Origin of the sequence: Streptomyces sp. NPDC005820 (assembly GCF_040630255.1) — a bacterium.
Taxonomy (GTDB): domain Bacteria; phylum Actinomycetota; class Actinomycetes; order Streptomycetales; family Streptomycetaceae; genus Streptomyces.
Window position 1 is genome coordinate 188,253 of record NZ_JBEXXE010000011.1, and the last position, 23,455, is coordinate 211,707.

Annotated in this window: 20 protein-coding genes; 1 reads left to right on the forward strand and 19 read right to left on the reverse strand. The window is 72.9% G+C overall.

Annotated features, from left to right (window positions below):
• Nucleotides 1-260: 260 nt before the first annotated feature.
• Complete coding sequence (locus ABZ464_RS16150) at nt 261-2,762, reverse strand: SpoIIE family protein phosphatase (RefSeq protein WP_359276690.1); 2,502 nt, start codon at nt 2,760-2,762, stop codon at nt 261-263.
• A 137-nt stretch (nt 2,763-2,899) separates the two neighbouring features.
• Here ABZ464_RS16150 and ABZ464_RS16155 point away from each other — a divergent pair, with 137 nt between their 5' ends.
• Nucleotides 2,900-3,691 (forward strand): SDR family oxidoreductase, encoded by a 792-nt coding sequence (locus ABZ464_RS16155; protein ID WP_359276693.1) that lies wholly within the window; start codon nt 2,900-2,902, stop codon nt 3,689-3,691.
• 34 nt (nt 3,692-3,725) lie between these two features.
• Here the strand turns inward: ABZ464_RS16155 and ABZ464_RS16160 are convergent, their stop codons facing one another.
• The 18 genes from ABZ464_RS16160 to ABZ464_RS16245 all read right to left on the reverse strand — a co-directional run bounded on the left by ABZ464_RS16160 (nt 3,726) and on the right by ABZ464_RS16245 (nt 23,453).
• Complete coding sequence (locus tag ABZ464_RS16160) at nt 3,726-4,565, reverse strand: class II glutamine amidotransferase (protein ID WP_359276696.1); 840 nt, start codon at nt 4,563-4,565, stop codon at nt 3,726-3,728.
• Between the two features lie 30 nt (nt 4,566-4,595).
• The gene (locus ABZ464_RS16165; protein ID WP_359276698.1) at nt 4,596-5,009 is read right to left on the reverse strand and encodes a hypothetical protein; all 414 of its coding nucleotides are present in this window, start codon (nt 5,007-5,009) and stop codon (nt 4,596-4,598) included.
• A 49-nt stretch (nt 5,010-5,058) separates the two neighbouring features.
• Nucleotides 5,059-5,502 (reverse strand): SHOCT domain-containing protein, encoded by a 444-nt coding sequence (locus tag ABZ464_RS16170; protein ID WP_359276700.1) that lies wholly within the window; start codon nt 5,500-5,502, stop codon nt 5,059-5,061.
• Nucleotides 5,503-5,582: 80 nt separating this feature from the next.
• Nucleotides 5,583-6,170, reverse strand: a complete 588-nt coding sequence (locus tag ABZ464_RS16175; protein ID WP_359276703.1) for a DUF308 domain-containing protein — start codon at nt 6,168-6,170, stop codon at nt 5,583-5,585.
• Nucleotides 6,171-6,201: 31 nt separating this feature from the next.
• A complete protein-coding gene (locus ABZ464_RS16180) occupies nt 6,202-6,399 on the reverse strand; it encodes a hypothetical protein (protein WP_133917937.1) in 198 nt (65 codons plus the stop codon).
• A gap of 126 nt (nt 6,400-6,525) precedes the next feature.
• Nucleotides 6,526-7,047 (reverse strand): hypothetical protein, encoded by a 522-nt coding sequence (locus tag ABZ464_RS16185; protein WP_359276706.1) that lies wholly within the window; start codon nt 7,045-7,047, stop codon nt 6,526-6,528.
• Between the two features lie 19 nt (nt 7,048-7,066).
• On the reverse strand, nt 7,067-8,671 hold the full coding sequence (locus ABZ464_RS16190) for an MFS transporter (protein WP_359276708.1): 1,605 nt from the start codon (nt 8,669-8,671) through the stop codon (nt 7,067-7,069).
• Nucleotides 8,672-8,835: 164 nt separating this feature from the next.
• The gene (locus ABZ464_RS16195) at nt 8,836-10,299 is read right to left on the reverse strand and encodes a DUF6519 domain-containing protein (protein ID WP_359276710.1); all 1,464 of its coding nucleotides are present in this window, start codon (nt 10,297-10,299) and stop codon (nt 8,836-8,838) included.
• Between the two features lie 31 nt (nt 10,300-10,330).
• On the reverse strand, nt 10,331-12,535 hold the full coding sequence (locus ABZ464_RS16200) for a hypothetical protein (RefSeq protein WP_359276712.1): 2,205 nt from the start codon (nt 12,533-12,535) through the stop codon (nt 10,331-10,333).
• Nucleotides 12,532-16,368 (reverse strand): putative baseplate assembly protein, encoded by a 3,837-nt coding sequence (locus ABZ464_RS16205; protein ID WP_359276715.1) that lies wholly within the window; start codon nt 16,366-16,368, stop codon nt 12,532-12,534. Before ABZ464_RS16205 ends, ABZ464_RS16200 begins: the two co-directional genes overlap by 4 nt.
• Nucleotides 16,365-19,409: a putative baseplate assembly protein gene (locus tag ABZ464_RS16210; protein WP_359276717.1), complete on the reverse strand. Its 3,045-nt coding sequence runs from the start codon at nt 19,407-19,409 to the stop codon at nt 16,365-16,367. Before ABZ464_RS16210 ends, ABZ464_RS16205 begins: the two co-directional genes overlap by 4 nt.
• Entirely contained in the window at nt 19,406-19,777 is a 372-nt protein-coding gene (locus tag ABZ464_RS16215) for a GPW/gp25 family protein (protein WP_359276719.1), read from the reverse strand. Before ABZ464_RS16215 ends, ABZ464_RS16210 begins: the two co-directional genes overlap by 4 nt.
• A 4-nt stretch (nt 19,778-19,781) precedes the next feature.
• Complete coding sequence (locus ABZ464_RS16220) at nt 19,782-20,102, reverse strand: hypothetical protein (RefSeq protein WP_359276722.1); 321 nt, start codon at nt 20,100-20,102, stop codon at nt 19,782-19,784.
• An 11-nt stretch (nt 20,103-20,113) separates the two neighbouring features.
• Entirely contained in the window at nt 20,114-20,626 is a 513-nt protein-coding gene (locus ABZ464_RS16225) for a phage baseplate assembly protein V (protein ID WP_359276724.1), read from the reverse strand.
• A gap of 9 nt (nt 20,627-20,635) precedes the next feature.
• A complete protein-coding gene (locus tag ABZ464_RS16230; protein ID WP_359276727.1) occupies nt 20,636-21,763 on the reverse strand; it encodes a hypothetical protein in 1,128 nt (375 codons plus the stop codon).
• 60 nt (nt 21,764-21,823) lie between these two features.
• The gene (locus ABZ464_RS16235; RefSeq protein WP_359276730.1) at nt 21,824-22,156 is read right to left on the reverse strand and encodes a tail protein X; all 333 of its coding nucleotides are present in this window, start codon (nt 22,154-22,156) and stop codon (nt 21,824-21,826) included.
• Nucleotides 22,157-22,224: 68 nt separating this feature from the next.
• Nucleotides 22,225-22,866, reverse strand: a complete 642-nt coding sequence (locus tag ABZ464_RS16240) for a hypothetical protein (RefSeq protein WP_359276731.1) — start codon at nt 22,864-22,866, stop codon at nt 22,225-22,227.
• Entirely contained in the window at nt 22,863-23,453 is a 591-nt protein-coding gene (locus ABZ464_RS16245) for a hypothetical protein (RefSeq protein WP_359276733.1), read from the reverse strand. Before ABZ464_RS16245 ends, ABZ464_RS16240 begins: the two co-directional genes overlap by 4 nt.
• Nucleotides 23,454-23,455 lie beyond the last annotated feature (2 nt).

Genomic DNA, 23,455 nt, shown 5'->3' on the forward strand with positions numbered 1-23,455 from the left:
TCCACGGGCCCCACCGCTTGGGTCCGCCGGCCCCACCGCCTCAGTCCACCGCACTCGCCGCTTCGGTCCACACGCCCCGCTGCATCGGTCCACCGCCCCCGCCGCATCGGTCCACCGCCCCCGCCGCATCGGTCCACCGCCCCCGCCGCTTCGGTCCACACGCCCCGCTGCATCGGTCCACCGCCCCCGCCGCTTCGGTCCGCCAGCCCCGCCGCCTCAGTCCCGCCTCCCCGCCGCTTCGGTCCGCCGGCCCCGCCGCCTCAGTCCGCCGTTTCGTCGATGTTCTGTTCGGCCCAGATGGTTTTCCCGGCGGTGGTGTAGCGGGTGCCCCAGGCCTGGGTCAGTTGGGCCACCAGCAGCAGGCCTCGGCCGCCCTCGTCGTAGGTGCGGGCACGGCGTAGATGAGGAGCGGTGCTGCTGGCGTCGGAGACTTCGCAGATGAGCCGGCGCATCGGATTTCCTTCCGGTTCCCCGGGGGGTTCGGAGAGGATGAGGCGCAGCTGGATCGGCGGAGCCGCGTACCGGATCGCGTTGGTGACGAGTTCGCTGGCCACGAGTTCGGTCACGAAGGCGGCGTCCTCGAGTCCCCATGCGGTGAGCCGGGCGCTGACGAGCCTGCGTGCCCGAGCCACCACGGACGGCTCCGCGGGCAGGTCCCAGGTGGTGACGTGGGCGGAGTCGAGGGCCCGGGTGAAGGCGATCAGCAGGGCGACGTCGTCGCTTCGGTGTGGGGGCGGCCGCATGCCGAGTACGGCGTCGCACAGTTCGTCCGGCGAGGCCGCGGGCCCGGCCAGAGCCTCCCGCAGTCGCGCCATGCCTTCGTCGATGTCCAGGGTCCGGGACTCGATCAGACCGTCGGTGTAGAGGGTGAGCGCACTGCCTTCGGGGAGGGTGAACTCCACCGCCTCGAAGGGCAGACCGCCCAGGCCGAGCGGAGGCCCGGCGGGTACGTCGAGGAAGTCGACGGTGCCGGCGGGGGTGCGGAGAGCGGGCACCGGGTGGCCCGCGTCGGCCAGGGTGCACACGCGCGAGATGGGGTCGTAGACGGCGTACAGGCAGGTGGCGCCGAAGCCCCCGGTGGCAGCCGACGTCTGCGGGGAGGACGAGGTGCCCTCCGCGTCCGTCTCGGCCGACAGACGGATCACCAGATCGTCGAGATGGGTGAGCAACTCGTCCGGTGGAAGGTCCACGTCCGCGAGGGTGCGTACGGCGGTGCGCAGCCGGCCCATCGTGGCGGCGGCCTGGACGCCGTGCCCGACGACGTCACCGACGACCAGGGCCACCCGGGCGCTGGACAGGGGAATCAGGTCGAACCAGTCGCCGCCCACTCCGCCGAGCGCGCCGGCGGGCAGGTACCGGGAGGCGGCCAGCACGGCGGCGTGGTGGGGCAGCCGTTGGGGGAGCAGCGTCCGCTGCAGGGCGGCTGCGGTTCCCCGCTCCCGGGTGTACCGGCGGGCGTTGTCGATGTAGAGCGCGGCCCTGGTCGTGATCTCCTGGGCGAGCAGCACGTCCTCCTGCGCGAAGGGGACGGGCCGGCGGTGGCGGGCGTAGAGGGCGACTCCGAGGGTGGTTCCCCTGGCCTGCAGCGGCACGGCCAGGACGGAGTGGATGCCGAACGCGCGGACCGTCTCCTCGCGTCGGGTGTCCCCCTCCAACCAGTCGGCGGGCAGCCGGTCGTAAGCGTCGCGCAGCACGGGCCGGCCGGTGGCCAGGCATTCCGCCGTCGCGGACGCCGCCGTGTGACGGTCCACTTCGCCCACCGCGACGACCGCCTCCGGCGTTCCGGGGAGTACGGACCGGTGGGCTGTCCGGCGCAGCCGAACGGGGAGCGGCGCGGTCCCCGCCGGGGCTTCCCCGTCCGTGGCCACCCGGGCGGAGTCCGGGTCGGGCAGCAGGTCCACGGCGGCGAAGTCGGCGAGTTCCGGTACGGCGACGCCCGCCAGTTCCTGAGCTGCCACCGCCACGTCCAGCGTGCCTCCCATCCGGTTGTTGGCGTCGTTCAGCAGCTGGAGCCGTCTGCGGGCACGGTCCTGCTCGGTGTTGTCGTGGGACGCCATCCCGACGCCGCGGACGATCCCCTCCCCGTCCCGTACCGGGTAGAGCTGGGTGGACCAGGCCCGGGCGTGGAGGTCGATGGCCTGGCGTCCGAACTCCCGGTACTGCGGTTCACCGGTCTCCAGGACCTGGATCATGGCCTCTTCGAGGCTGTCGCCGATCGGGTTCGCGAGGATCTCGGAGATCCGCAGGCCGCGGATCCCCTCCTCGGGCAGCTGCGCGGCGTCGGTCGCGTAGGTGTTGGACCGGCGCATGCGCAGGCGCGTGTCGTACACGGCCAGGGAGCACTGAGGCGACTGTTCGAAGGTCCACAGCGCGAGGGTGTCGTCGCTCGGGTGCACGCCCCCGACCGGGAGCGCCGAGACGAGGAGCCACTCGGGCGCTGTCAGGCCGGCCGTTCGATGGTGGGCGAGGACATGGGCTGCCGTCCGGTGGCCGTCCCGGTGCCGCAGCGGGATCCGGCCGATCCATCGCTGCAGGTGACGGATCTCGCTCAGCGTCTCCGGGCCGACCACGGTGTCGAGGAGGAGACCGGCCGGCCTGCCGACGATCTCCTCGGACGGATATCCCAGCAGCGCCCGCGCGCCCTCGCTCCAGCCCGTCACGACGCCCTCGTCGCTGACGACGGCCAGGGCCGTGCCGGCCTCGTCGGCCTCGTCCTCCGGACTCGTCGGAGTCCCGGCATCGGGAGTGCGCCGCTGTTTCATCGGCCCCGCCTTTGACGCTTGCGTGTTTCCATACTGCTACGGGGCGGGGGCGGTTTCATCCGAGGCCAGGCGTGGAACGCCGGCCTTCTGGCGACGGAACGCGACCGCCCGACTTCGTCGAGAAAGGACATACGGGCATGACATCGCCGGACGGGTCACACGCGTACCTCTCCGAACTGTTCTCGCTGGACGGCCTGGTCGCCATGGTGACGGGCGGCAGTTCCGGCATCGGCCGGGCCATCGCCGGCGCGCTCGCGCGGGCCGGGGCGCGGGTGGTGGTCGTGGCCCGCCGGGAGCCGGAACTGGCCGCCACCGTCGAGGAGTTGACGGCGGCGGGCGCGCGGGCGGCCTGGGTGAGCGCGGATCTGAGCACGCGCGACGGGGTGCGCGCTGCGGCGGAGAACGCGGCCGCCGTGTTCGGCGAGCCGGACATCCTCGTCAACAGCGCGGGCGTCAACCTGCGGCCGCCGATGGGCGAGCTGGGCGAGGACGTGTGGGACGCCACGATGGCCGTGAACCTCGAGGCGCCCTATCTGCTGGGCCTGCGGTTCGGTCCCGGCATGGCCGAGCGGGGCTTCGGACGGATCATCCACCTCACGTCCCAGCAGGCGCACCGGGCCTTCGTCCAGAGCGGCGCGTACGGGGTCTCCAAGGGGGCGCTGGAGTCGCTGGCCCGCTCCCAGGCGGAGGCGTGGTCGCCGCACGGCGTCACCTGCAACACCCTGGTGCCCGGCTTCGTCATGACCCCGCTCAACACACGGCTGTCGGCCGACCCGGAGCGGGTGGCGGCGCTGGCCGCGCGCACCATGGTCGGCCGCAACGGGCTGGCCGAGGACTTCGCCGGAGCGGCGGTGTTCCTGGCGTCCCGCGCCTCCGGCTATGTCACCGGGCAGGCGATCTTCGTCGACGGCGGATTCTCCGTCCACTGAACCGCCTGCCCTTGAACCGGCCGGCCCCGAACCGCTACGCCGCCTGGGGCGCGAAGTGGTGCAGTTGGTCGGCGCCCGGTTCGACGACGCCGTAACTGCTCTCGGGCACCTCGTTCCAGGCGCCCGGGAGGTCGCCCAGGGGTTCGGAGACGACGAGCCGGGTGTCGTCGGAGACCCCGTGCAGAAAGGTGAGGTCGGGGTGGAGCTGGCGCAGGGTCTCCACCGCGGTGCTGTAGAAGAGCGAGCGGGAGTTCCCCTGGCTGGAGTAGCGGAAGCCCCACAGCCGCTCGCCGTCGGCGACGGAGACCGTCATCTGCAGCGGGAACTCCACGTCGTGATCGTGCCCGACCTGCTCCACGAGCCCCGCCATCCGCTCCACGGCGGCCGGCGGATCCTTCTCCAGACCGAAGGTGAGGGCCAGGTAGAACATCATCTCGGAGTCCGTCGAGCCCTCCATGTCGAGGAAGAGCTGCGGGTCGACGGCGAGGGCGAGGTCGCGCCGTATCCGGTGGAAGTCGGTGATCGCCCCGTTGTGCATCCACAGCCAGCGGCCGTGCCGGAACGGATGGCAGTTGGTCTGCTGCACCGCCGTGCCGGTCGTGGCCCGGATGTGGGCGAAGAACAGCGGGGAGCGGACATGGCGGGCGATCTCCCGCAGGTTGCGGTTGCTCCACGCCGGTCCGACGTCCCGGAAGACCGCCGGGACCTCGTCGTCCGACTCGGGCGCGTACCAGCCGATGCCGAAGCCGTCGCCGTTGGTCGTCTCCACGCCCAACCGGGAGTGCAGGCTCTGGTCGATCAGCGAGTGCTGGGGCTTGTACAGGATCGTGTCGAGAAGGATGGGCGTCCCCGAGTAGGCCAGCCATCGGCACATGTCGAAAGCCTTCCTGATCGCGCGGAGTTGTCAGGCGTACCGGTCGGGTCGTACGACGCACAGCGCCCAGATGACGAACGCGGAGAAAGCGATCATCACCACCGACCAGACCGGGTAGTACGGCAGGGAGAGGAAGTTGGCGATGATGATGAGGCTCGCGATGGCCACACCGCCGACGCGGGCCCACATGGCCGTCTGGAACAGTCCCAGGCTGACGATCACCGCGACCGCCCCGAGGATCAGATGGACCCAGCCCCAGCCCGTGACGTCGAACCGGAAGACGTAGCTGCGCGTCGTGATGAAGATGTCGTCCTCGGCGATCCCCATGATCCCGCGGAAGATGTCCAGCACCCCGGCGATCATGAGCGTGACCGCGGCGAACGCCGTCAGACCCTCGGCCCAGTGCCGCCGGGCCTCGTGCGCGCGCGTCGGATTGGTCGTCATGCCCTGCCTCGATTCGCTGTCTTCGCTGTCTTCGGTGTCGTCCGGCGGCTCAGCTGTGGCCCGTGGAGCCGTGCCCGCTCAGGACCAGCTTCTTGGCCCGGTCGAACTCCTCGTCCGTGATGTCCCCGCGGGCCTTGATCTCGGAGAGCCTGGCGAGTTCGTCCACGCTGCTGGTGGGGGCGCCGGAGCCCTTGGCGGTCTCCCGGATGTAGTCGTCGAACTGCCGCTGCTGTTCCTTCGCCTGGGCGGTCTCCCTGCGGCCCATGTTCTTCCCCCGGGCCACGACGTAGACGAACACGCCCAGGAAGGGCAGGCAGATGCAGAACACCAGCCAGCCGGCCTTGGCCCCGCCGCTGAGGTCGTCGTCGCGGAAGATGTCCACGATGACGCGGAACAGCAGCACGAACCACATGATCCACAGGAAGAAGATCAGCATGGTCCAGAAGGCGCTGAGCAGCGGATAGTCGTACGCGAGGTACGTGTCCCCGGTCATCTCCGTCCTCCGTTCCGGGCCCTTCGCCCGTCGGCGGTTGACTGCCGTCTTCAGCGTGCGTACGGCAAGCGGGGGGCGCCTCACCCCGAGCGGGTGAGCCCCGCCCGGCGCAGGGCCGCCCGCCAGGCGAGGGCCAGCGCCACCTCGGCGAGGCCCAGCAGCACCAGCCACAGCCCGAGCAGCCGGGTCAGCGCCCGGGCCGACTCGGTGGGCAGGGCCAGGACGACGATGCCCGCGACGACGGCGAGCAGGGCGGCGGCCAGGACGAAGCCCCGGTGCGGCAGATCCCGGGCGGCCAGGGCCGTGTAGAGGGTGAGGACGCCCGACACCAGCCAGACGGCCCCGACGATCAGGGAGAGCGCGGCGATGGTCTGCAGCGGGTTGCGCAGACACAGCACACCGGCCAGGACGTACAGCACGGACAGCAGGAGTCCGGGCAGCCGTTCGCCGTGATCCTCCCGGGCGAAGACGGCGACGAACCGGAACAGCCCGGTCACGAGCAGATAGAGCCCGATCAGCACGGCGAGGACGTGCAGGGTCTCGTCCGGCCAGACCAGCACCAGGACGCCGGGGACGAGCATGGCGACGGCCGACCCGAGCAGCCAGGTCCAGGAGCGGCCGAGGGCGGAGAGTACGGCGGCGGGGTCCCCGCCGGGCGGCACGGTCATGGTTTCTTCTCCCAACGGGGGTCCACTGGCGTCAGTCCGGCATCTGCCGCATCTCCAGGACGTGCAGACCCAGGGACTGGCAGCGGGCCAGCAGGCCGTACAGATGCGCCTCGTCGACGACGTGTCCGAACAGGACGGTCTGGCCGGACATCACGACGTGGTCCAGCTCGGGAAAGACCTTGATCAACGTCTCCGACATCTGTCCGTCGACACGGATCTCGTAGCGCATGAGCCTTCCTTGTGGTCTCCCTGCGATCGTCCGTCGCGGCGGGCCGCGGAGCCTCACCCTCCAGAGGTGAGACGCCGTCCCGCCCACCCGGCTGATCTGCGGCGATGCCTCCGGAACACGGCGCGGTCAATGCGTGATGAGCAGCTTGAAGGCGATGATCAGCAGGCCCAGCAGCAGGTTCACCGAGGCGGTGACCGCCACCAGCCGCCAGCCGGCCCCGGCCCGCCGTGCCGCGGCCGCCGACCAGCCGACCTGGCCCGCCACGGCGACCGACAGCGCCAGCCACAGCGCGCCCGCCAGATCGAGCCCGAGGACGGGACTGACGGCCACCGCGACGGCCGGCGGGACCGCGGCCTCGACGATCGGCCACTCCTCCCGGCACACCTGCCGCAGGACGGCGCCGCGGTCCTGGCGTCGCTGGGCCAGCCGCGCCCCGAACATCTGGGCGTGCACATGCGCCAGCCAGAACACCACACCCGTCAGCAACAGCAGCCCCACCAGCTCCAGGCGGGGGAAGTCGCCCAGCGCTCCGGCGCCGACGACGACGGAGGCGGCGAGCATCGAGCCGTAGACGCCTCCGGTGTAGTCGGACCGGGCCCGGCGCTCGGAGGTGGGATCCCTGGCCGTCATCCGCTCGGTGTCGGACATGATCGGGCTCCTTCGCAGGTCAGGCCGCGCCGACGCGCGACGGCTGCGGACGGGTGGACGGCCGGGCGGGCAGCTTCGAGGTGACCAGCAGACTGGCCAGGGTGATGCCGCCGGCGGCGAGGATGCCCGCCTTCAGTCCGTCGAGCTGCGCCTCGGCGTAGGAGTCGGTGAGCGCGTCGACCTCGGCGGGCGGCAGCCCGGCCTGCTCGGCCGCCGAGCGCACCTGGTCGGTGGGCACGAAGGAGATCCCGGCCTCCAGCGCGACGCTCGTCCGCTGTACGGTCTCCTCCGAAAGCCGGGGATCGTTCTCCACCTGGGTGGTGAAGGCCTGGGCGAGGGCACCGACGAGCAGGGACCCGATGAGCGCGGTGCCCAGCGCGGACCCGAGGTTCTGGGCGGTGAACTGCAGCCCGCCGACCTCGCTGCGCTCCTCCTCGCCCACACTGGACTGGACGACGTTGCCGAGCTGCGAGGCGAGCAGGCCCATCCCGATGCCGAGCAGCCCCATGGCGCAGCCGAACTGCACGTCGTCGATGTCCGGGTCGATGGTGGCCAGCAGCCACACGATGGCGGCGACCAGGGTCAGCAGGGCCAGCCGTACCACCAGGCGCGGACCCGCCGTCCGCCCGAGCCGGGCGGCGAGTGTTGACGCCACGAGCATGGTCACGGACACGGGCAGCAGGCGCAGTCCGGTCTCGAAGGCGTCGAAGCCCTGGACGACCTGGAGGTAGAGCGGGATGGCGAAGAACAGCCCGAGCAGGATGAGGTTCTGGCTGAGCAGACACAGCAGGCCGGAGCGCAGGGCGGGCTTGTGCAGCAGGTCGAGATGGACCAGCGGGTCGGCGTGGCGCTGCTCCTGGTGCCGTTCCCAGCGGACGAAGGCGGCCAGGACGGCGGCGCCGAGGCCGATCACGAAGAGGGTCGGCGCGAAGCCCAGGACGGTGAAGGGCGGGTTGCGCGGCTGCACCCAGCCCCAGGTGCCGCTCTGCAGCACCCCGAGCACGCCCAGCGCCAGGCCCACCGCGGAGAGCGCGGCGCCGATCCCGTCCAGGTGGGGCCGGGGCCCGGTCTGCGGGATGTCGGTGATCGCACGGCGGAAGGCGAGGATCGCCAGGACGACCACGACCTCACCGGCGAAGACCAGCCGCCAGGTGAGATACGTCGTCACCCAGCCGCCCAGCAGCGGTCCGACCGCGATGCCCGCGCCGGCCAGCCCGCCGATGACGCCGTACGCGACGGCCCGGTCCCGTCCCCGGTAGGAGGCGGCGACGAGCGCGGCCATGGCGGGCAGCACCATCGCGGCGCCCAGCCCCTCGATGACCGACCAGCCCAGGGCGAGGACCCACACGGTGGGGGCGGCGGCGGTCAGGGCCGAGCCGACCGCGTACACGACGAGGCCGAACAGGAACATCCGGCGCCGTCCGAGGATGTCCCCGCATCGACCGCCCACGATCATGAAGGCCGCCATGACCAGCGCGTACAGCGTGATGACGGCCTGGATGGTGGTCACCTCGGTGTCGAAGTCCTCGACCAGCTGGCTGATGGAGACGTTCATGACGGACGTGTCCAGCACCATCAGGAACTGGGCCGTGCCGAGGACGATCAGAGCCCGCCAGTGTGCCACGGTGTCCACCTCGCCGAGTGGGCCCGGGACGCCGGTGGGCGTCGGCCGGGCGGCGACCGCGACCGACCGGCCGCCACTCCATCGCAGCTCAGGGGCGGGTGCGGTGCCTCACCCGCCACGGGCGAGTCTGCGCGGGCCTTCTCGGGCGGGCCGCTCGGGGCAGATCACGCCGTGAGCTGCCGGAAGACCTTCCTCAGGTCCAGGGCCTGGCCGTCGTCGATCCACGCCAGCGGGGCGTAGTGGTGGGCGACGCCTGCCGGACGGGCCAGCAGCGGCCGCCCCCCGGCGTCCGTGGGCCACTCGACGGCGCCGGTGACGGTGCGGGCGGCGACGGTCCAGTAGTCACCGGACACGTACCGTCCGCAGGGCGCGAAGTAGACCTGCACCCCGTCCTCGAGGTCGATCCACTCGCCCTCGACCAGCTTCACCGCGCCGCCCTCCAGCCTGGGCGCACCGCGCCGGCGGCTCTCCAGCTGGTCCCAGCGCCGCAGGTACGGATGGCGCCCCGGCTGCCGCCCGACCGTACCGTCCGGTTCCGCCGACAGGCGTACGCGCCGCCCGGCCAGGTCGACCTCGACGACCTGGAGCAGGTCGGAGATCTCACCGCGCCCGACGGACGCGTCGTCACCGACCTCGACGAAGTCGCCGACGTCCAGGTCGAGCTTGTCGTCGCGGCCCAGCGCCTCCAGGGTGACCCACTCGTCGATCGCGGTCAGCGGCAGCACCACCGACCCGTTCTCACGCGACCACTTGAACGTCGCTTCGCCCGCCTCGCCGCCGCGGTGGATCTCCACCCGGTACAGCTGGTTCTCCGGGCCCCGGTAGCGCGCGTCCGGCGCAACCAGACACGGGTCGTTCTCGACCCGCGCCGGCCGCTCGGCACGTGCCGCGAGCCGGCAGGTGCGGTCCTGCTGCGCGGCTACCCACTCGTCGAACGCCCCCGCAGGGTCGCGCCGCTGGTCCTCCCCCAGTTCCAGGGGCAGCACCTCCCAGTCGACCCGTACCCGCGCGGTGGTGTCGGGCAGCGCGGCGCCGAGCGCGGTCTCCCGCAGCAGCGGGTCCTGTACGGCCGTCACCAGCCGGTCGTGCACCCGCAGGTAGGCCAGGAACGGGCCGGACGGCAGCTCGTCGGTGTCCCGCTCGACATCGCGGTAGGCGTACGGCTGGTCCCAGTACGTCCACGCAGGGCCGGCTTCCGTACCGTCGTCGGCCCGCGCCCCGGCCGTCGCCCCGGCTTTCACGGACGCCGTCTTCTTCGCCGCGTCGGTCGTCTTCGCTGCGACGGTCGTCTTCGCGGCGGTGTCCGTTCCGCCGCCGCACTCGTCCACCGCCCACAACGGCTCCGGGCGGGTGGCGTCGACCGCGATTCCGTCCACGTAGTACCGGCCGGCCGCGATCCTGAGCGAGGCCTTCTCGCCCTCGGACCCGGCGTCGTACTCGATCTTGAAGCCGTCGCCGGGTCCGCCGTGCCGGCCGATCAGGTCGGCGGCCAGTGCCCGATCGGCCGACAGAGCGAGATCGGCCTGCTCGTTGGCCTCGGCGTCCAGCGACACCCGGCCCTGCTGGCCGACCACCGCGACATAGTGCTCCTCCGGCCGGTACGTGCGGCGCGAGAAGTCGCCGTGCATCTTTCCCTCCGAATCCTCGATTGACGCTGTGTCAGTTGACCGGGACGATCCCGGCGTCCAGGCCGGCCGGTGAGAACTCCGCGAGCCGCGCCCGCAGGTTGTCCTCCCGCTGCGGCTGGAACAGGTCGTGCAGCACGCCCAGCTCGGAGCCGTCGTCCGCGCCCCGGCCGATCTCCACCGCGCACGACGGCGCCAGCTGGAGGTAGGCCGGCGTCCCGTACCGTCTGCTGGTGAACCGTGGCCCGACCCGCGCGGCCTCCAGCGAGCGCAATCGCGGCAGGTCGGCCGGGTCCACGTCACCGGACTCGGCGAGCCGCCGCAGCTCCTCCGCGACCAGGTCCGGCTGGCAGTGGTAGCGGCGCGGCGTCCGCGACCCCGGCGGCACGTAGCAGAACCGCAGGCACCCGATCCCCCGGCGCGCGACGTGCATCAGACCGTCGAAGACCGAGTTCTCCCCCAGCCGGACCGCGTGCGCGTGCACCTCGCCGATCACCGTCGAGCGCCGCACCGTCAGCTCCGCGTGCGCGTGCCGGCACTCCGGCGCCGACACCACCTCGCGGTCCGGGGCGGTCGCGTCCAGCACCGAGTCGGTTACGCACACCTTGAGCGGATCGGTCCGGACCTCGTCGTTCACCACCAGGATCGATCCGACGACGCTGTGCGCGATCTCCACGCACGCCGTGGTGTTCTCCAGCACCAGGCTGGGCTCCTCCGGGTGCGTGGGACGGCAGTGCGGCTCCAGCGACCACCCGGGCACCAGCGTCGAGTGCCGTACGACGACCGCACCCATCGGCCCGGTCACGCTCACCCCACGGCCGGTGATCAGCAGCCCGTCGAGCACGAACCGCGGCGGCGGCCGGTCGTCGCCCTCCTCCGCGCAGAGCGCCCGGATCTGGAGGGAGTCCGGCCGGTTGCTGTACCAGTCCAGCAGCCGCAGCACCGGCCGCCTGCGCTCCGCGCCGCGCACCTCCAGCCGTTCTCCCGGCGACAGCACGAACTCCAGTTGCTCCTGGTACGCCCCGGAGTCCGCGATCTCGATCACCGCCTCCGGCTGGGCGCCACCGGAGTTGTCGTGCTGCCAGGCCCGGTAGGCCTGCTGGATCCGCTCGAACTCCTCGTGCGGCCCCACCCGGTACACCTTCGCCGCACCCGGCGTCGTCACGTCCCGCGGGTACTCCCCGCCACCGAGTTCGGACGGCTGCAGGAAGTGGTGGCTCACCCACACGCCGCGGCGCGGCGCCGACCGCGCCCCGAACACGATCCGCCCGAGCTCCGGGTCGACGACCACCTGCCCGCGCCGCGCCCGGTAGAACCAGCCGGACAGGTCGGCCACCACGATGTCGCTCACCGGCACCGGGTCCCGGTGCCCGTCCCGCCAGATCGCGAAGCTCTTGTCCCGGCCGTAGAAGTCCGGCAGCCGGTCGGCGAGCTCGCGCCGGGTGATCGGCGCCGGGACGTGCTCCCGTCCCGCGAGGTGCTCCGGCGAGGGCTCGGGCACCGGCTTCGTCGCCAGCGGCACGTCGTTGCCGAGGATCGAGAACGTGAACTGGTTGCGGGCCCGGTCGATGCAGTACGCCGGCGCGTGGGTCAGCGGCTGCGGCCTCAGCCGCCACACGTACACCCCGACGTTCGCCGGCCGGTACCGTCCCCGTCGCCGCGCCGAGCCGATCCGCGCGGCCTCGGCGATGCGGCCCTGCGTCTCGAACGGCCCGCCGATCCCCACCAGCTCCGCGTCGTGGCGTACGTCGACCAGCCCCGGCGACGCCTGGGCCCGCCGCACCGCGGCCTCGTCCGAGGACGGGTACAGCCGGACCGGCTGGTCGCGCAGCAGCAGCCGATGGAACTCGACGGCCCGCGACGGCCAGTCCGCCACCGACGACGCCAGTTCCTCCAGCATCGGCAGCGTCCCCTTGCGCCGCCTCGACCCCACCGTCGCGGCGACATCCCGCCGCGGCGCCAGCCGGGCCACCAACCGGTCCGTGGTCGCCGTCGCGAGCGCCTCCTCGTGCCCGGGCAGCAGCCGGTAGCCCACCAGGTCACCCAGATAGGGCACCGCCCAGCTCTCGGCGGTCTCCACGAACCAGTTGTCGTACAGCCGCTCCAGGTCGCTCTGCACCAGGTCGACCTGCTCGCCGATCACCGCGAGCAGCGCCCGCAGCGCGGACCCGTTCTCGGCATCGGTCCTGCGCAGATGCAGCGCGACCAGCTCGCTCAGTCGGTCCGGCCTGCGGCTCATCGGCGTACCTCTTTGAGGATCAACGTGCTCGGGACGGCGGGGGACAGCAGCACCAGCTGCGCGGGCCGGACACCGGCGAACACCACCACACGGGTGCCCGCCGGCAGCGGCTCGGCCGGTGCCAGCCCGGGGTTCAGCCGGAGCAGCTCGGCGACGGTGATGCCGCCCTGCGCGGCGACCGACGTCAGCGACTCGCCGTACGACGCGGGGTCGCCGCCGTCGGGCAAGCGCACGTCGTGGTACTCGACGGTGGAGGACGCCTGCCGGGCCGGCACCACGGGGTTCGGCGTCGTCAGCGTGGACGCCAGTTTCTGCAGCCCGGCCGGCGTCATGCTGCCCGGGACACCGGCGAACACGTCCACGTCGACGTACTCGACGCCCGGCACCGCCTGCGCGGCGGCGATCGCCTCGGACAGATACGCCGGCTGGCCCAGCTCGCGGTTGTCGAACCCGAGCCGTTCCAGCAGCGCGCGCCGGACCTTCGGCTCGACCAGGTCGTAGGAGTGGTCCGGCGCGATCTTCAGCCCGGCCGACATCACCAGCAGCACCAGCTCGCGCACGTCCACCCGGACCGGCAGCTGCGGGTCGCCGTACAGGGCGAGCGCGGAGCGCAGCGACCGGACGATCTCGCCGTCCTCGTCGAGGGTGATGTCGCCGGCGCCCGCGATGGTGACGTGCATCAGCTCGCGGCCGCCGAGGATCCGCCGTGCCGCGGCCCGGCCGATCCCGGCCCGCGACCGGGTGAAGTCCTCGTAGTCGGTGATCCCGACGAGCCGGTCCAGCGCCGCCACCGCGAGTGGGATCTGCCGCCGGGTCTGCCGCAGCCCGTCCGGGTCGGCCCCGCCGCCGGCCGGCAGCGGGTTGGTGACACCGGTGACGCCTAGCGGGCGGGTCAGCGGCGTGGTCACGGTGTCGGCGGCGACGTTGCCCGCGGCCCCGATCCCCACCCGGTAGCGGGCCCGGACGTTCTCGTGGCCGGTCGACAGCCGGGCGCCGTGCACGCCGTCGCCGAAGCCGACCGTGGTGCGGCCGCCCTCGCCGGTGCCGGTGACGTAGACCTTCGCGGTGGGCGGCTGCCCGGCGAGGCTGTCCACCTCCTGCCACAGCACCCCGTCGACCCGCACCTGCAGCGTGCTGCGCGCGCCGCGCGGGTTGTCGGCCGGCAGCCAGGTCAGCGGCCCGGCGAACAGCGTGAAGCTCTGCCCGGCCTGCCCCGCGTCGCCGCTGCCGATCGGCTCGTCCCGGGTGGCGCCGGCGTCGGCCCGTACGACGTTGCCGTGGATCGTCACCGTCGTGCGGCGGTAGGTGTACGCCAGTGGTCCCGCGAGGGTGATCGTGGTGTGCACCGGCTCCCCGGGCTTGGCCGGGTCCACGGCGTGCGAGACGCCGGCGATCATCGCGAGCTCGGCGGCCCGCACCCCCGGTGTGTCCGGGATGTCGGTGCGCTCGCCGGCCACGATCACCCAGCGCCCCGGCTCCAGCTCGTCGTACAGCTCGGCCAACTCGATGACGCGGTCGGCCACGTCGTCCGGAATCGGCTCGGTGGCGACGGTGAGCGGCTCGCCGCCGGCGTACACCGTGGTCTTGCGGATCTGGGACAGCTGCGTGTCCTCCGGGCCGAGCCAGGCGTCCGCCAGGGTCAGCTCGGTGACCTTGCCGGTGATGCCGAAGTCGGCCTGGGAGATGACCCGGGCGGTCTCGACCCGGGTGACCAGCTGCTGCAGCGACGGTACGGCGCCGGGCCGCTCGATCACGACCCAGCTCTCCGGTCCGATCCCCGGGTACACGGCGTCCAGCACGAGCACTTTCGTCGACACCGTGCTGGTGGTGGTCAGCGCGACGGTGACCTTGTCCGGGTCGTCGGCCCGCTCGGCCCGGCCGAGGACGACGTTGACGCCGCCGTGGGTGGTGGTCTCCTCGTCGCCGGGTTCGAGGTCCTTGCCGACCGGCGCCGGGTCGGTCCCGAACGTCGGGGCGACCTCGACGGTGATCCTGCCGTCCGGTGTGCCGCTGTCCGGCTTCGGCCCGGTGAAGGTGACCTTGCGTGCGACGTCGTTGCCCCAGCACTGCAGTGTCACGGTGGCCGGTCCCTCGGCCGGTGTCGTGGTGGTGACCCAGACCACCAACGGCCCCACCAGGAGGAAACCGTCGAACGGCAGCGTCTTCGACGCGCCGACCGGGCTGCCGGACTCGATCCACCGCGGGACGAGCGTCTTCGGCTTGCCGTTCCGGTACTCGACGGTGAAGGTCAGCGACCGCGAACCCGTCAGGGGCCACTCGACGTGCCCGACGATCCGCCCGTTGTCGTCGTACTGCGGCTGCAGCGGCGCGGTCGCGCCGAACGGGGTCGCCACCGTGCGCAGCGCCTGCAGCCCGGCGAGCGGCAGCGGCTTGGTGAGGTTGACGTTGCGCCAGGCCTCGTACAGCGAGGCGAGCCGCGGGTCGAGCGCGGTCAGCAGCCGGACACCGGCGTCGGAGCCGGTGCGGAACACCTCGGCCGGGTCCAGCCGCAGCGCGCGGGCGGACGACGGCTGCGGAGTGAGCGGCTTGCGCAGCGACCCGAGCAGCGCGGCCAGCCCGAGCAGTGCCGGGTCCTCGGCGGGCGGCGCGGCGCCGGACCCGTCGCCGGTGGCGACGAAGCGGGCGAGGGCGAGCGTGTCGAACAGCGTCTCGTCCTCGTCCGCGGGCCGGTCCTGCTCGGGCTCCAGCCGGCCGGCCAGGGTGCGGATCTCGGTCAGGTCCGTGCGCAGCGCGGCGAGGAAGGCTTGCACCGCCCGGTACGGCGCCGCCGCGGCCAGCGACTCCTCCAGCAGCTGCAGGGCGTTGTCGAGCGCCCGCGCGAACTCGGTCGGGGTCGTGATCGCGTCCGGGTCCGCGCCGTCCTCGTCGCGGCCGACCGCGCCGACCGCGCCGCCCGGGAGGGCCGGGAGGGCGCCGGGCTCCGACGGCAGCCGGTCGCGCAGCGGTACGAGCACGGCGTCGACATACCGCTTGACGATCTTGCTCGTGCGATACGTGCCGTCCTGCAGCAGGGCTGCGACCTTGTCCCGGAACCTGTCCTGCAGCGCGGCGAACGTCGGCGGTTTCGCGCCCGGCATGAGCACCGAGGTGATCCCCTCGACCGCGTCGACGGTGCTCGTCTGCACCACGTCGAGCGCCTGCCGCCCCGGTTCGGTGCCGAACACGAACAGCAGCCGGTCACCGGTCTGCAGCCGCGCCCCCGCGCCGGCCAGATGCACCTCGCGCCGGTCGATCGTGCGGTCCGCCCGCAGCCGTACCGGGTAGGGCCGCCGCAGCCGCACCTTCAGGTCGTTCCAGGCCGCCCGTGCCGCGAGGTCCTCGACGGTCTCGAACGACTGCGGCTCCTGTCCCGTCCCCGGCACGCTCTGCGCCCGTGACCCGGCCGGGATCGTCACCGCCCGGTCCCGGTCCACCTGGTAGGCGAGATACACGCCCGCGCCGACCCCCGGCCGCGGCGTGTGCCCCACCAGCCGGCCGAACAGCGGCAGCGAGTCCGCCCGGGTCGCGGTGCGCAGATAGCCCTCGTTCGCCACCCGTTCGGTGTGGAACCCGAGCAGGTCGCCCAGCACCGCCCACGCGTCCAGCCACGACAGCGCCGGGTCGTCCGGGGTGCGCACCAGCAGGTCGCGCAGCTCCGGGTAGGCCGGGCTGGACAGCCGCGCCAGCATCGACGACCAGAACGCGTGGTGGTCGCCGGTCCGGTACGCGATCTGCGGCAGGCCCGGCGGGTTCGCCCGGCCGAACGGCGTCTCCAGCTCGGTTCCGGCGCAGCAGTCCCCGCTGCCCGCGCCGCACCGACATCCCCCGGTCATCGGCCTCCCCCGATCTCGATGTGCAGCCGGCCGTTCTCCGGCCGGTCCCGGTCGTCGTCCAGCTGCGCGACCTCCAGCGGCCCGATCCGCAGCAGCCCGTCGTCCAGCTCGCCGGCGTCCGGCGCGAACAGCCTCCGCAGCCGGGTCACCAGCACGCTCGTCACGCCCGGTACGACGGCCGCCGCCGCGACCACCCGGCTGATCCGCACCGGATCGCCGAACGTCACCCCGTCCGGCGCGAACAGCGCCAGCACCGCCCGCCGCACCGCGTCGTGCACATGACCGCGCTGGTGGCCGGCGGCGGCACAGACCTGCAGCTCCAGGTCCACCGGCACCGCCGTCGCGGGCCGCACGACCACGTCGTGCCCGATCCGCCGCACGCCGTCCAGCGTGTGCTCCACCCGGGCCAGCAGCTTCGCGCCCGGCGCCCCGCTGCCGAGGGCGTCGACCGCGACGTGCACCTCCTGGCCGGTGCCGGTCCAGCGGAAGTCGGCCGCCGCCCGCTGCACCCCCGGCACCGCCGAGGCCAGTTCGGCGTAGTCGTCCGCGGTCACCGCCCGGAGCCTGACCCGGTGCGGCTGCAGCGGTGCCAGCCGTCGTACGTCGTCGAGGGGCTCCGGCTCGGTCCCGCCGCGCGCCGGCAGCGGGTTGCGCACCAGCGTGACGGCGTCGTCGGTGCCGTCGCACAGCACCAGGTGACCGATCGCCTCGGCGCCGACGTTGCCCGCGGTGCCGTTCCCCACCCGGTGGCGGACCGCGATCCGCCCGCCCGTGGGCGGTGGCTCGCCGTTCACTCCGTCGCCGAACCGCAGGGCCAGCCGGCCGTCCTGCTCGGCCTCGCCGACGAACGCCTTCGTGTCCGGCCCCGCGGTCAGCAGGTCGCGGCGGGGCGTCCACTCCCCCGCCCGCGTGCCGTCCGGCGCGTACCCCGTGACGGTCACCGCGGGCAGCGCGGCGCGTGGGTCCTGGGTGAGCGCGGCCGAGGCCGGCCCGGCCAGCCGTGGGTCGTCGGCCCGCAGTCCCTCGGCGTACGACGGCCCCCAGGTCTGCGCGAGCTCGTCCGTCAGCCAGTCACCGAGCACCTCGCCGTCGCGTGCCCGGCGGGACAACCTCGCCAGCCGCCGGATCTTCGCCCCCAGCAGCGAGGTGTGGCGCAGCAGCAGGTCACGCAGGGCCCGCGCCTCGTCGTCGGCGAAACCGAGCCGGTCCAGCGCCGCCTGCCCGACCAGGATCCGCAGCTCGGCGATCTCCTCGTCGGTCAGCGGCCGGGCCGCGCGCCACAGCTCGGTGACCCGCGCCCGGGCCCGCGCCGCGATGCCGTCGAGCAGGTCCGCCTGCCCGGACGACACCAGCGCCGGATCCGGGTACGCCGTCCGGTGCGTCACCGGAGTGTCGGTCAGCTCGGGGTGGAACGGCTCCACCGTGCCCGGGTGGCTCAGCTGCGCCAGCAGCGTGTCCAGGCTCGCCGCCTGGTCGGCCGCGGGCGCGCCGGCGTCCAGCCCGGCCCGGTCCAGCGCGGCCTGGCCGACCAGGGCGCGCACGGTCGTGACCTGCTCCTCGGTGAGCTGCTCACCGCGCCGCGCCACCGTCATCAGCCCCACGATCGCCGCCCCGGCGGGCCCCTGCTCGGGCCGGTCCGGGCAGCAGCCGGGCTCGCACACCAGCGGGGGCACCGGCGCCGACGGGACGTCGTACTCCTGCGGATGCCCGCCGCAGAACGTCGGGTCCCGCCCGTGGTCGACCAGGACGACGTTGCCCCGCGCGAGGGTCACGTCGGCCAGCCGCTCGCACGCCGGGCCGCCCGTCGTCGTCAGGCAGGCGCCGAAGGTCAGCGCGTCCTCGTCCGCCCAGGTGACCTCCATGACCGCCTGGTCGTAGAGCTCGTCGCACGCCGGCGTCACCGACGTGAGCCGCACCACCTGCCGGTGCGTCGGGTCGGCGTCGGCCGCCGCGCCGGTGCGCGGGCCGAGCACCTCCTCGATCACCAGCAGGTCACCGGGCACCAGGTACAGCCCCTCGTCGACGAGGGTCGCCGACGTCGCGCCCTTCGGCAGGCAGCACTCCTCGTCGCCCCAGGTGTGGAACCGGATCCGGTTGTGCGTCGGCCGCAGCTCGGTCTCCCCGCTCGCGACCGGCTCGAAGACATCGGTCCGCACGGCCGGCGGCAGGGCGGCCAGCGCCCTCTCGGTCACGACCGCCCCCAGGTCCGGCCGCTCCACCGGGTCCACCTGGCTGACGTCGATCGCCGCGAACCGGAACCTGCCGGGCCGCAGCGTCACCTCGTCGTCCACGCTCAGCGTCACCGCGGCACGCGCGTTGCACCCGTCGTGCATCGGGTAGTCGACCAGCCGGACGTGCCGGCGCACCGAGGTCCGCCGCCGCGCGGTGTGCAGATACGCCTCGGTCGCCACCGCGTCCAGCTGGTACTCCAGCTGGTCGCCGACGTACGCGAGCAGCTCGACCACGGTCGTGCCGAGGTCCGGCACATGCCGCTCCACCCAGGAGGGCGCGACCAGCGTCATCCGGTCCAGCAGCTGCCGGCGCAGCGTCGCGTAGTCCCGCGCCGTGTAGTCGATCACCGGCGCCGGCCGCATGTCGTGCTCCCCGGCGCACCCGCACGCGCAGTCGGACCGCGCCGGGCACTGCGGGTGGAACACGAACCCGGCACGGGAGTAGCGCGGGTCGAACCCGGTGAGCGGCTCGGTCCCCGGCCGTCCGTAGGCGTCCGGTTCCACCAGGGAGAGCGTGTACGGCGAGGTGTCGCCGGTGCGGTCGACCACGACGAACGCCCGGTCGTCCAGGTCAGCGTCGTCCTCGCGCTCGATGGTGACCTCGGTGACGTGCACGCCGGTGATCCGGCGACCGCCGTCGATCCGGACGTTCCCCGGGGCGAGCCGCTTCGGCGCCTTGCCGAGGAACGTCACCACCAGCGTCAGCCCGTCGTCCTGGGCCTCCACGGCATCGACGCCGTTGAGCCGAGCGGCCCGGACGTCCCGGCGCCGGTGCCCGGTCCCGCACGGTGCCGTCTCCCCGGTGTTCATGCGGTCCTCCCCTCGAACGTCTCGGTACGGCGGTCTCCGGTCGCCCTGACGACGTACGCCACCCGGACCCGCAGCACGTTGTCGTCGCTCTCGACCACCACCGCCTCGATCTGGATCACGTCCCCCAGCCAGCGCTCCAGCTGGGCGTGGACGGCCAGTTGCAGGGTGGCCGCCAGCTCCGGGCTGTTCGGCTCGAACACCAGGTCCAGCAGGCCGCAGCCGAAGTCCGGCCGCATCACGCGTTCGCCCGGGCTGGTGAACAGCACCAGCTCGATCAGGTCCCCGATGTGGCCGTCGTACCCGACGTCGGCGGTCCGCCCCCGTCTGTCCACCCGGAACGGGAAGTCGATGTCGATCCGCTCGGTCACTTGCTCAGACCCCCTTGGTTCGTTGCTGTACGACCGTCACCAGCGGCGGCCCCTGCGGGACCTGCTCCGCGCTGAGGCACAGCCCGGTCGACGCCTGGGTCACCACCGGCGCCCCCGCCACCGTCACCCGCGCCGCCGGTGTCACCCAGCGGATCGTCACGCACGGCTGCGGCTTGGGCCCGACGGTGAACGGGCAGCCCGCGATCAGCCAGGCGCCGGCCACGGTGGCGGCCGGCTGGCCGGACAGGATCACCCGGGGGGACGCGGGCAGGTACGACGCCCGCCCGCCGTGCGGGCAGCTCACGGTCGCGTTCACGTGCAGCATGTTCGTCATGGTCAAGTCACCGTGAGCCCGCCGGTGTTGACGTCCACCACATTGCCGACCAGCGAGATCGTCGCGCCCTTGCCGTTGCTGATCAGGATCCCGGCGTCGTTGACCGTGATCACCGCCCCGCCCGGTGAGCGCAGCGTGATGCCCGGGCCGCCGGGCAGGTCGGACATGAGGACGCTGTACTGGCCGCGGGTCTGCAGGACGATGTTCGGCTGCCCCGGCGGACCGGCCAGCGCGGCCGGCGGCACCTCGGCCACCGAGCCGAACCAGCAGCCCGTCCAGATCGGGTAGCTGGGGTCGCCCTGCTCGAACTCGATCCACACCCCGGCCCCGACCACCGGCACGACGTACACCCCGGTCTGCGGACCGGCCACCGGAAGGCACGGCATCGCGAACGTGCACGGTGTGTCGCCGAGCACGTCCGGCACCACCGCCTGGATCCGGCCCTGCTGCAACGGGTCGACGTTGTTCACCACCGTGCCGCGGTACTTGCCGAGGTACTTCGTCGCTTCTGGCATCTGTCGTCCTCACGGGAGCACGGCCGGGGTCAGGGACACCAGGCCCTCACGGGCCAGGGTGAAGTTCTGGGTGTACGAGCCGCGCTGCAGGTTGTGCGTCACGGACTTCACGTAGTAGAGGCCGTCGTATGTCAGGCCCGCCCCGCGCACGCCGACCAGCTCGCGCGGCCGCAGCACATGCCCGTACCGCGTGACGTCCAGCTGGCCGGAGCCGCTCACCGCGTCGGACGACTCGACCGCCTTGGCGAGCGCCTCGGCGACCGCCTGCGCCGGCTCCTTCTTCGCGGTGTCCGCGATCACCTTCTTCTTCAGCGCCGGCGCCGGCCGGGCCGCGAGGGGCGGCCGCAGCACGCTCACCTCGGGCACCGGCAGCAGCAGCGCCACCTTGGTGGCGGGGATCTGGATGCGGGCGACCGGTTGCTCCCTGGCCGAGCCGTCGAACCCGAACGTCATCTGGTCCACGTTCGACAGATGGTCGGAGTTCACGGTCAGCGCGTGCTGCGGGACGCCGAGCCGCACCTCGGGTCCCCAGTAGCCCTTGCTGATACCCGGCACCGGACCGGGGTCGAGGTAGAACACGTACCCGTTCGCCTTGGCCAGCTCGTTGAGGTACCCGAGGTCGGTGCCCTTCTGGAAGTCCACCCGCTGCGTCGGCAGCGGAGTCTGCGGCACCAGCTCGGGGACGATCAGCGGCACGATCCCGTACTGCGCGTACTGCGCGACGATCGTCGCCACCCGGATCGCCGGACCCATCGCCGGATAGGGCACACCCTCGCGCTCCTCGAGATCCATCAGCACCGTGAGGTCCTCGCCGGTCAGCGTCAGCGTCGACTGCCCCGGCACCCCGCTGACGCCGACCTCGTGCCGCAGGATGATCCCGTCCATCAGCACCGTCGGCGTCCCCCGCACGATGGCGGTCAGCACCACCCGGGTCGGCGGGTCGAAGAACCCGGACGGCAGCAGGGTCCGTCCGATCAGCCCGCTCTTCGACAGGTCGAACGCCAGCTGGAACCCGCTGCGCTGCCCCGCGCTGACCGTGATCTGCGCCGACAGCAACGCCTCGGTCACCGCCTCGGGCGCCGGCACCGCGATCTGCCGCCCCATCATCAGCAACAACCGAACGGGCGCCTCAGCCATCCGTCCCCTCCCTCTCCGTTCACCGGGCCGTCGCGACCCGGCGTGCCGCCGTCGCCCTCGTCAGCCGGTCTGGTCCGGCAGCGTGATCCGCAGCACCCGGCCCGGGGTCCGGGTCAGGTCGGCCGGGTCCATGACGGGGTTCGCGTCCGCGATCCGCCACCACTGCTCGGCGTCGCCCAGGTACCGGTTCGCCAGGTTGTCGGCGCGGTCCCCGTCGGCCACCACGTGCTCGTCGATCTGCACCAGCCGCTCCGGCCGCGGCAGGATCCGCCGCGGTGTGTACGGGATCTCCCGCCCGTCCGCCGTCGTGTGCACCGACTGCCCGATGCCGTGGTACCTGCTGGTCCGCGGATACGGGTCCGGCGCCGGAATGCCGTCCAGCACCCCTGCCATGTGCTTCCCCCTTCGTCCTTCGTCCTTCGTGCGTCGTGCGTCGTCCGTCGTCCTCGGTCGTACGACGCTCAGATGCCGGTCAGTCCGAGCTGCGCGAGCCGGCCCCCGGCGAGCTGCCCCGCCAGGCGTTCCTTCTGTGCCAGATGGGCGAGGTACAGCTCCGCGCCGCGGTGCCCCGCGGGCAGGTCGCTGACCGTCAGCAGCCGCAGACCGACCGCGAGCGTGGCCCGGATCGGCTGCAACTGCTGGTCGAACGCCTCCTCGGTGACCGAGAGCTCGGTCAGCCGGACCGGTACGACCCGCCGCGGGCCCCAGACGAACAGCGTCAGCGGCTGCTCGACGGGCGTGATCTCGAGCATGCCCAGGCCGGACAGCCGACTGTTCGCACGCACCTGCGCGGCCGGCGGCTGGATCAGCATCTCCAGTGCCGCCAGATGCGGGTGGATGCCGAGCGGCGAGGGCACGGCCGGCTGGTCGGTGGCGTCCAGCTCGGCGGTGAACTTCCACGACTCGACCGCCGGCCCCTTCAGCCGCAGCGCCTCGGTCCGGTCCCCCTGCTGCTCCCCGCCGCCCGCCTGCGGCGCGATGCTGCGCTCCAGCGAGTCCGGATTGAACTGCAGCACGACCACCCGCTGCGGCGTCCCCCGCTCGGGGTCCACGATCACGATCCCGGCCTGGACCGGTTTGGGGAGATCCGCGTACCGGGTCATGACTGCGCAACCCCCGCCTGGTCGTAGAACTCGAGCATCTCCCGCGCGCTGTCTCGCACGCTGCCTTCCGGATCACGCTCGGCGAGTTCGCGCAACTGCGAGCGATAGCGGGGGAAGGCGCGGTACGACGACGCCCAGACGGTCATCTCGCGTACCCGGTGATCCGGATCGTCGAAGCCGGCGTACATACGCTCGGCGATCTCCGCGTCGTAGTGGACCGGCGAACCGATGGCCAGGCGGATCAGCGCCGATCCGCGTCCGACCGGATCGGTCGCGTCGTCCACCGCGGCGATCAGCTCGTCCCGTGACCACACGTCGAGATCCTCGACGACCATCCGGAGGGTTCCCTCGACGACGGTGGGCACGTCGCCGGACACCGAGACGTAGCACTCGGACGCCACCACGTCCTCCACATAGTGGAACGTCGCCGCGGCACTGATGATCCAGCGCGCCTCGTACCACTGATCGTCCAGGCTCTCGTCCAGGAATGTCGCCCGCAAGGCCTCGACCCGGCGCAATATGTCGTTACGCGCGGGGTAATGACGGAGAACGACATTCCGTGTCTGGTACGATTTTTCAACCGGCATTT

Bases quoted from the DNA above. Each gene is read 5' to 3' on its own strand.
- ABZ464_RS16180 (WP_133917937.1), bottom strand. From the start codon at position 6,399: ATGCGCTACGAGATCCGTGTCGACGGACAGATGTCGGAGACGTTGATC.
- ABZ464_RS16210 (WP_359276717.1), bottom strand. From the start codon at position 19,409: ATGAACACCGGGGAGACGGCACCGTGCGGGACCGGGCACCGGCGCCGG.
- ABZ464_RS16170 (WP_359276700.1), bottom strand. From the start codon at position 5,502: ATGACCGGGGACACGTACCTCGCGTACGACTATCCGCTGCTCAGCGCC.
- ABZ464_RS16245 (WP_359276733.1), bottom strand. From the start codon at position 23,453: ATGCCGGTTGAAAAATCGTACCAGACACGGAATGTCGTTCTCCGTCAT.
- ABZ464_RS16160 (WP_359276696.1), bottom strand. From the start codon at position 4,565: ATGTGCCGATGGCTGGCCTACTCGGGGACGCCCATCCTTCTCGACACG.
- ABZ464_RS16235 (WP_359276730.1), bottom strand. From the start codon at position 22,156: ATGGCAGGGGTGCTGGACGGCATTCCGGCGCCGGACCCGTATCCGCGG.
- ABZ464_RS16155 (WP_359276693.1), top strand. From the start codon at position 2,900: ATGACATCGCCGGACGGGTCACACGCGTACCTCTCCGAACTGTTCTCG.
- ABZ464_RS16240 (WP_359276731.1), bottom strand. From the start codon at position 22,866: ATGACCCGGTACGCGGATCTCCCCAAACCGGTCCAGGCCGGGATCGTG.
- ABZ464_RS16230 (WP_359276727.1), bottom strand. From the start codon at position 21,763: ATGGCTGAGGCGCCCGTTCGGTTGTTGCTGATGATGGGGCGGCAGATC.
- ABZ464_RS16225 (WP_359276724.1), bottom strand. From the start codon at position 20,626: ATGCCAGAAGCGACGAAGTACCTCGGCAAGTACCGCGGCACGGTGGTG.
- ABZ464_RS16200 (WP_359276712.1), bottom strand. From the start codon at position 12,535: ATGAGCCGCAGGCCGGACCGACTGAGCGAGCTGGTCGCGCTGCATCTG.
- ABZ464_RS16175 (WP_359276703.1), bottom strand. From the start codon at position 6,170: ATGACCGTGCCGCCCGGCGGGGACCCCGCCGCCGTACTCTCCGCCCTC.
- ABZ464_RS16185 (WP_359276706.1), bottom strand. From the start codon at position 7,047: ATGTCCGACACCGAGCGGATGACGGCCAGGGATCCCACCTCCGAGCGC.
- ABZ464_RS16205 (WP_359276715.1), bottom strand. From the start codon at position 16,368: ATGACCGGGGGATGTCGGTGCGGCGCGGGCAGCGGGGACTGCTGCGCC.
- ABZ464_RS16220 (WP_359276722.1), bottom strand. From the start codon at position 20,102: ATGCTGCACGTGAACGCGACCGTGAGCTGCCCGCACGGCGGGCGGGCG.
- ABZ464_RS16165 (WP_359276698.1), bottom strand. From the start codon at position 5,009: ATGACGACCAATCCGACGCGCGCGCACGAGGCCCGGCGGCACTGGGCC.
- ABZ464_RS16195 (WP_359276710.1), bottom strand. From the start codon at position 10,299: ATGCACGGCGACTTCTCGCGCCGCACGTACCGGCCGGAGGAGCACTAT.
- ABZ464_RS16150 (WP_359276690.1), bottom strand. From the start codon at position 2,762: ATGAAACAGCGGCGCACTCCCGATGCCGGGACTCCGACGAGTCCGGAG.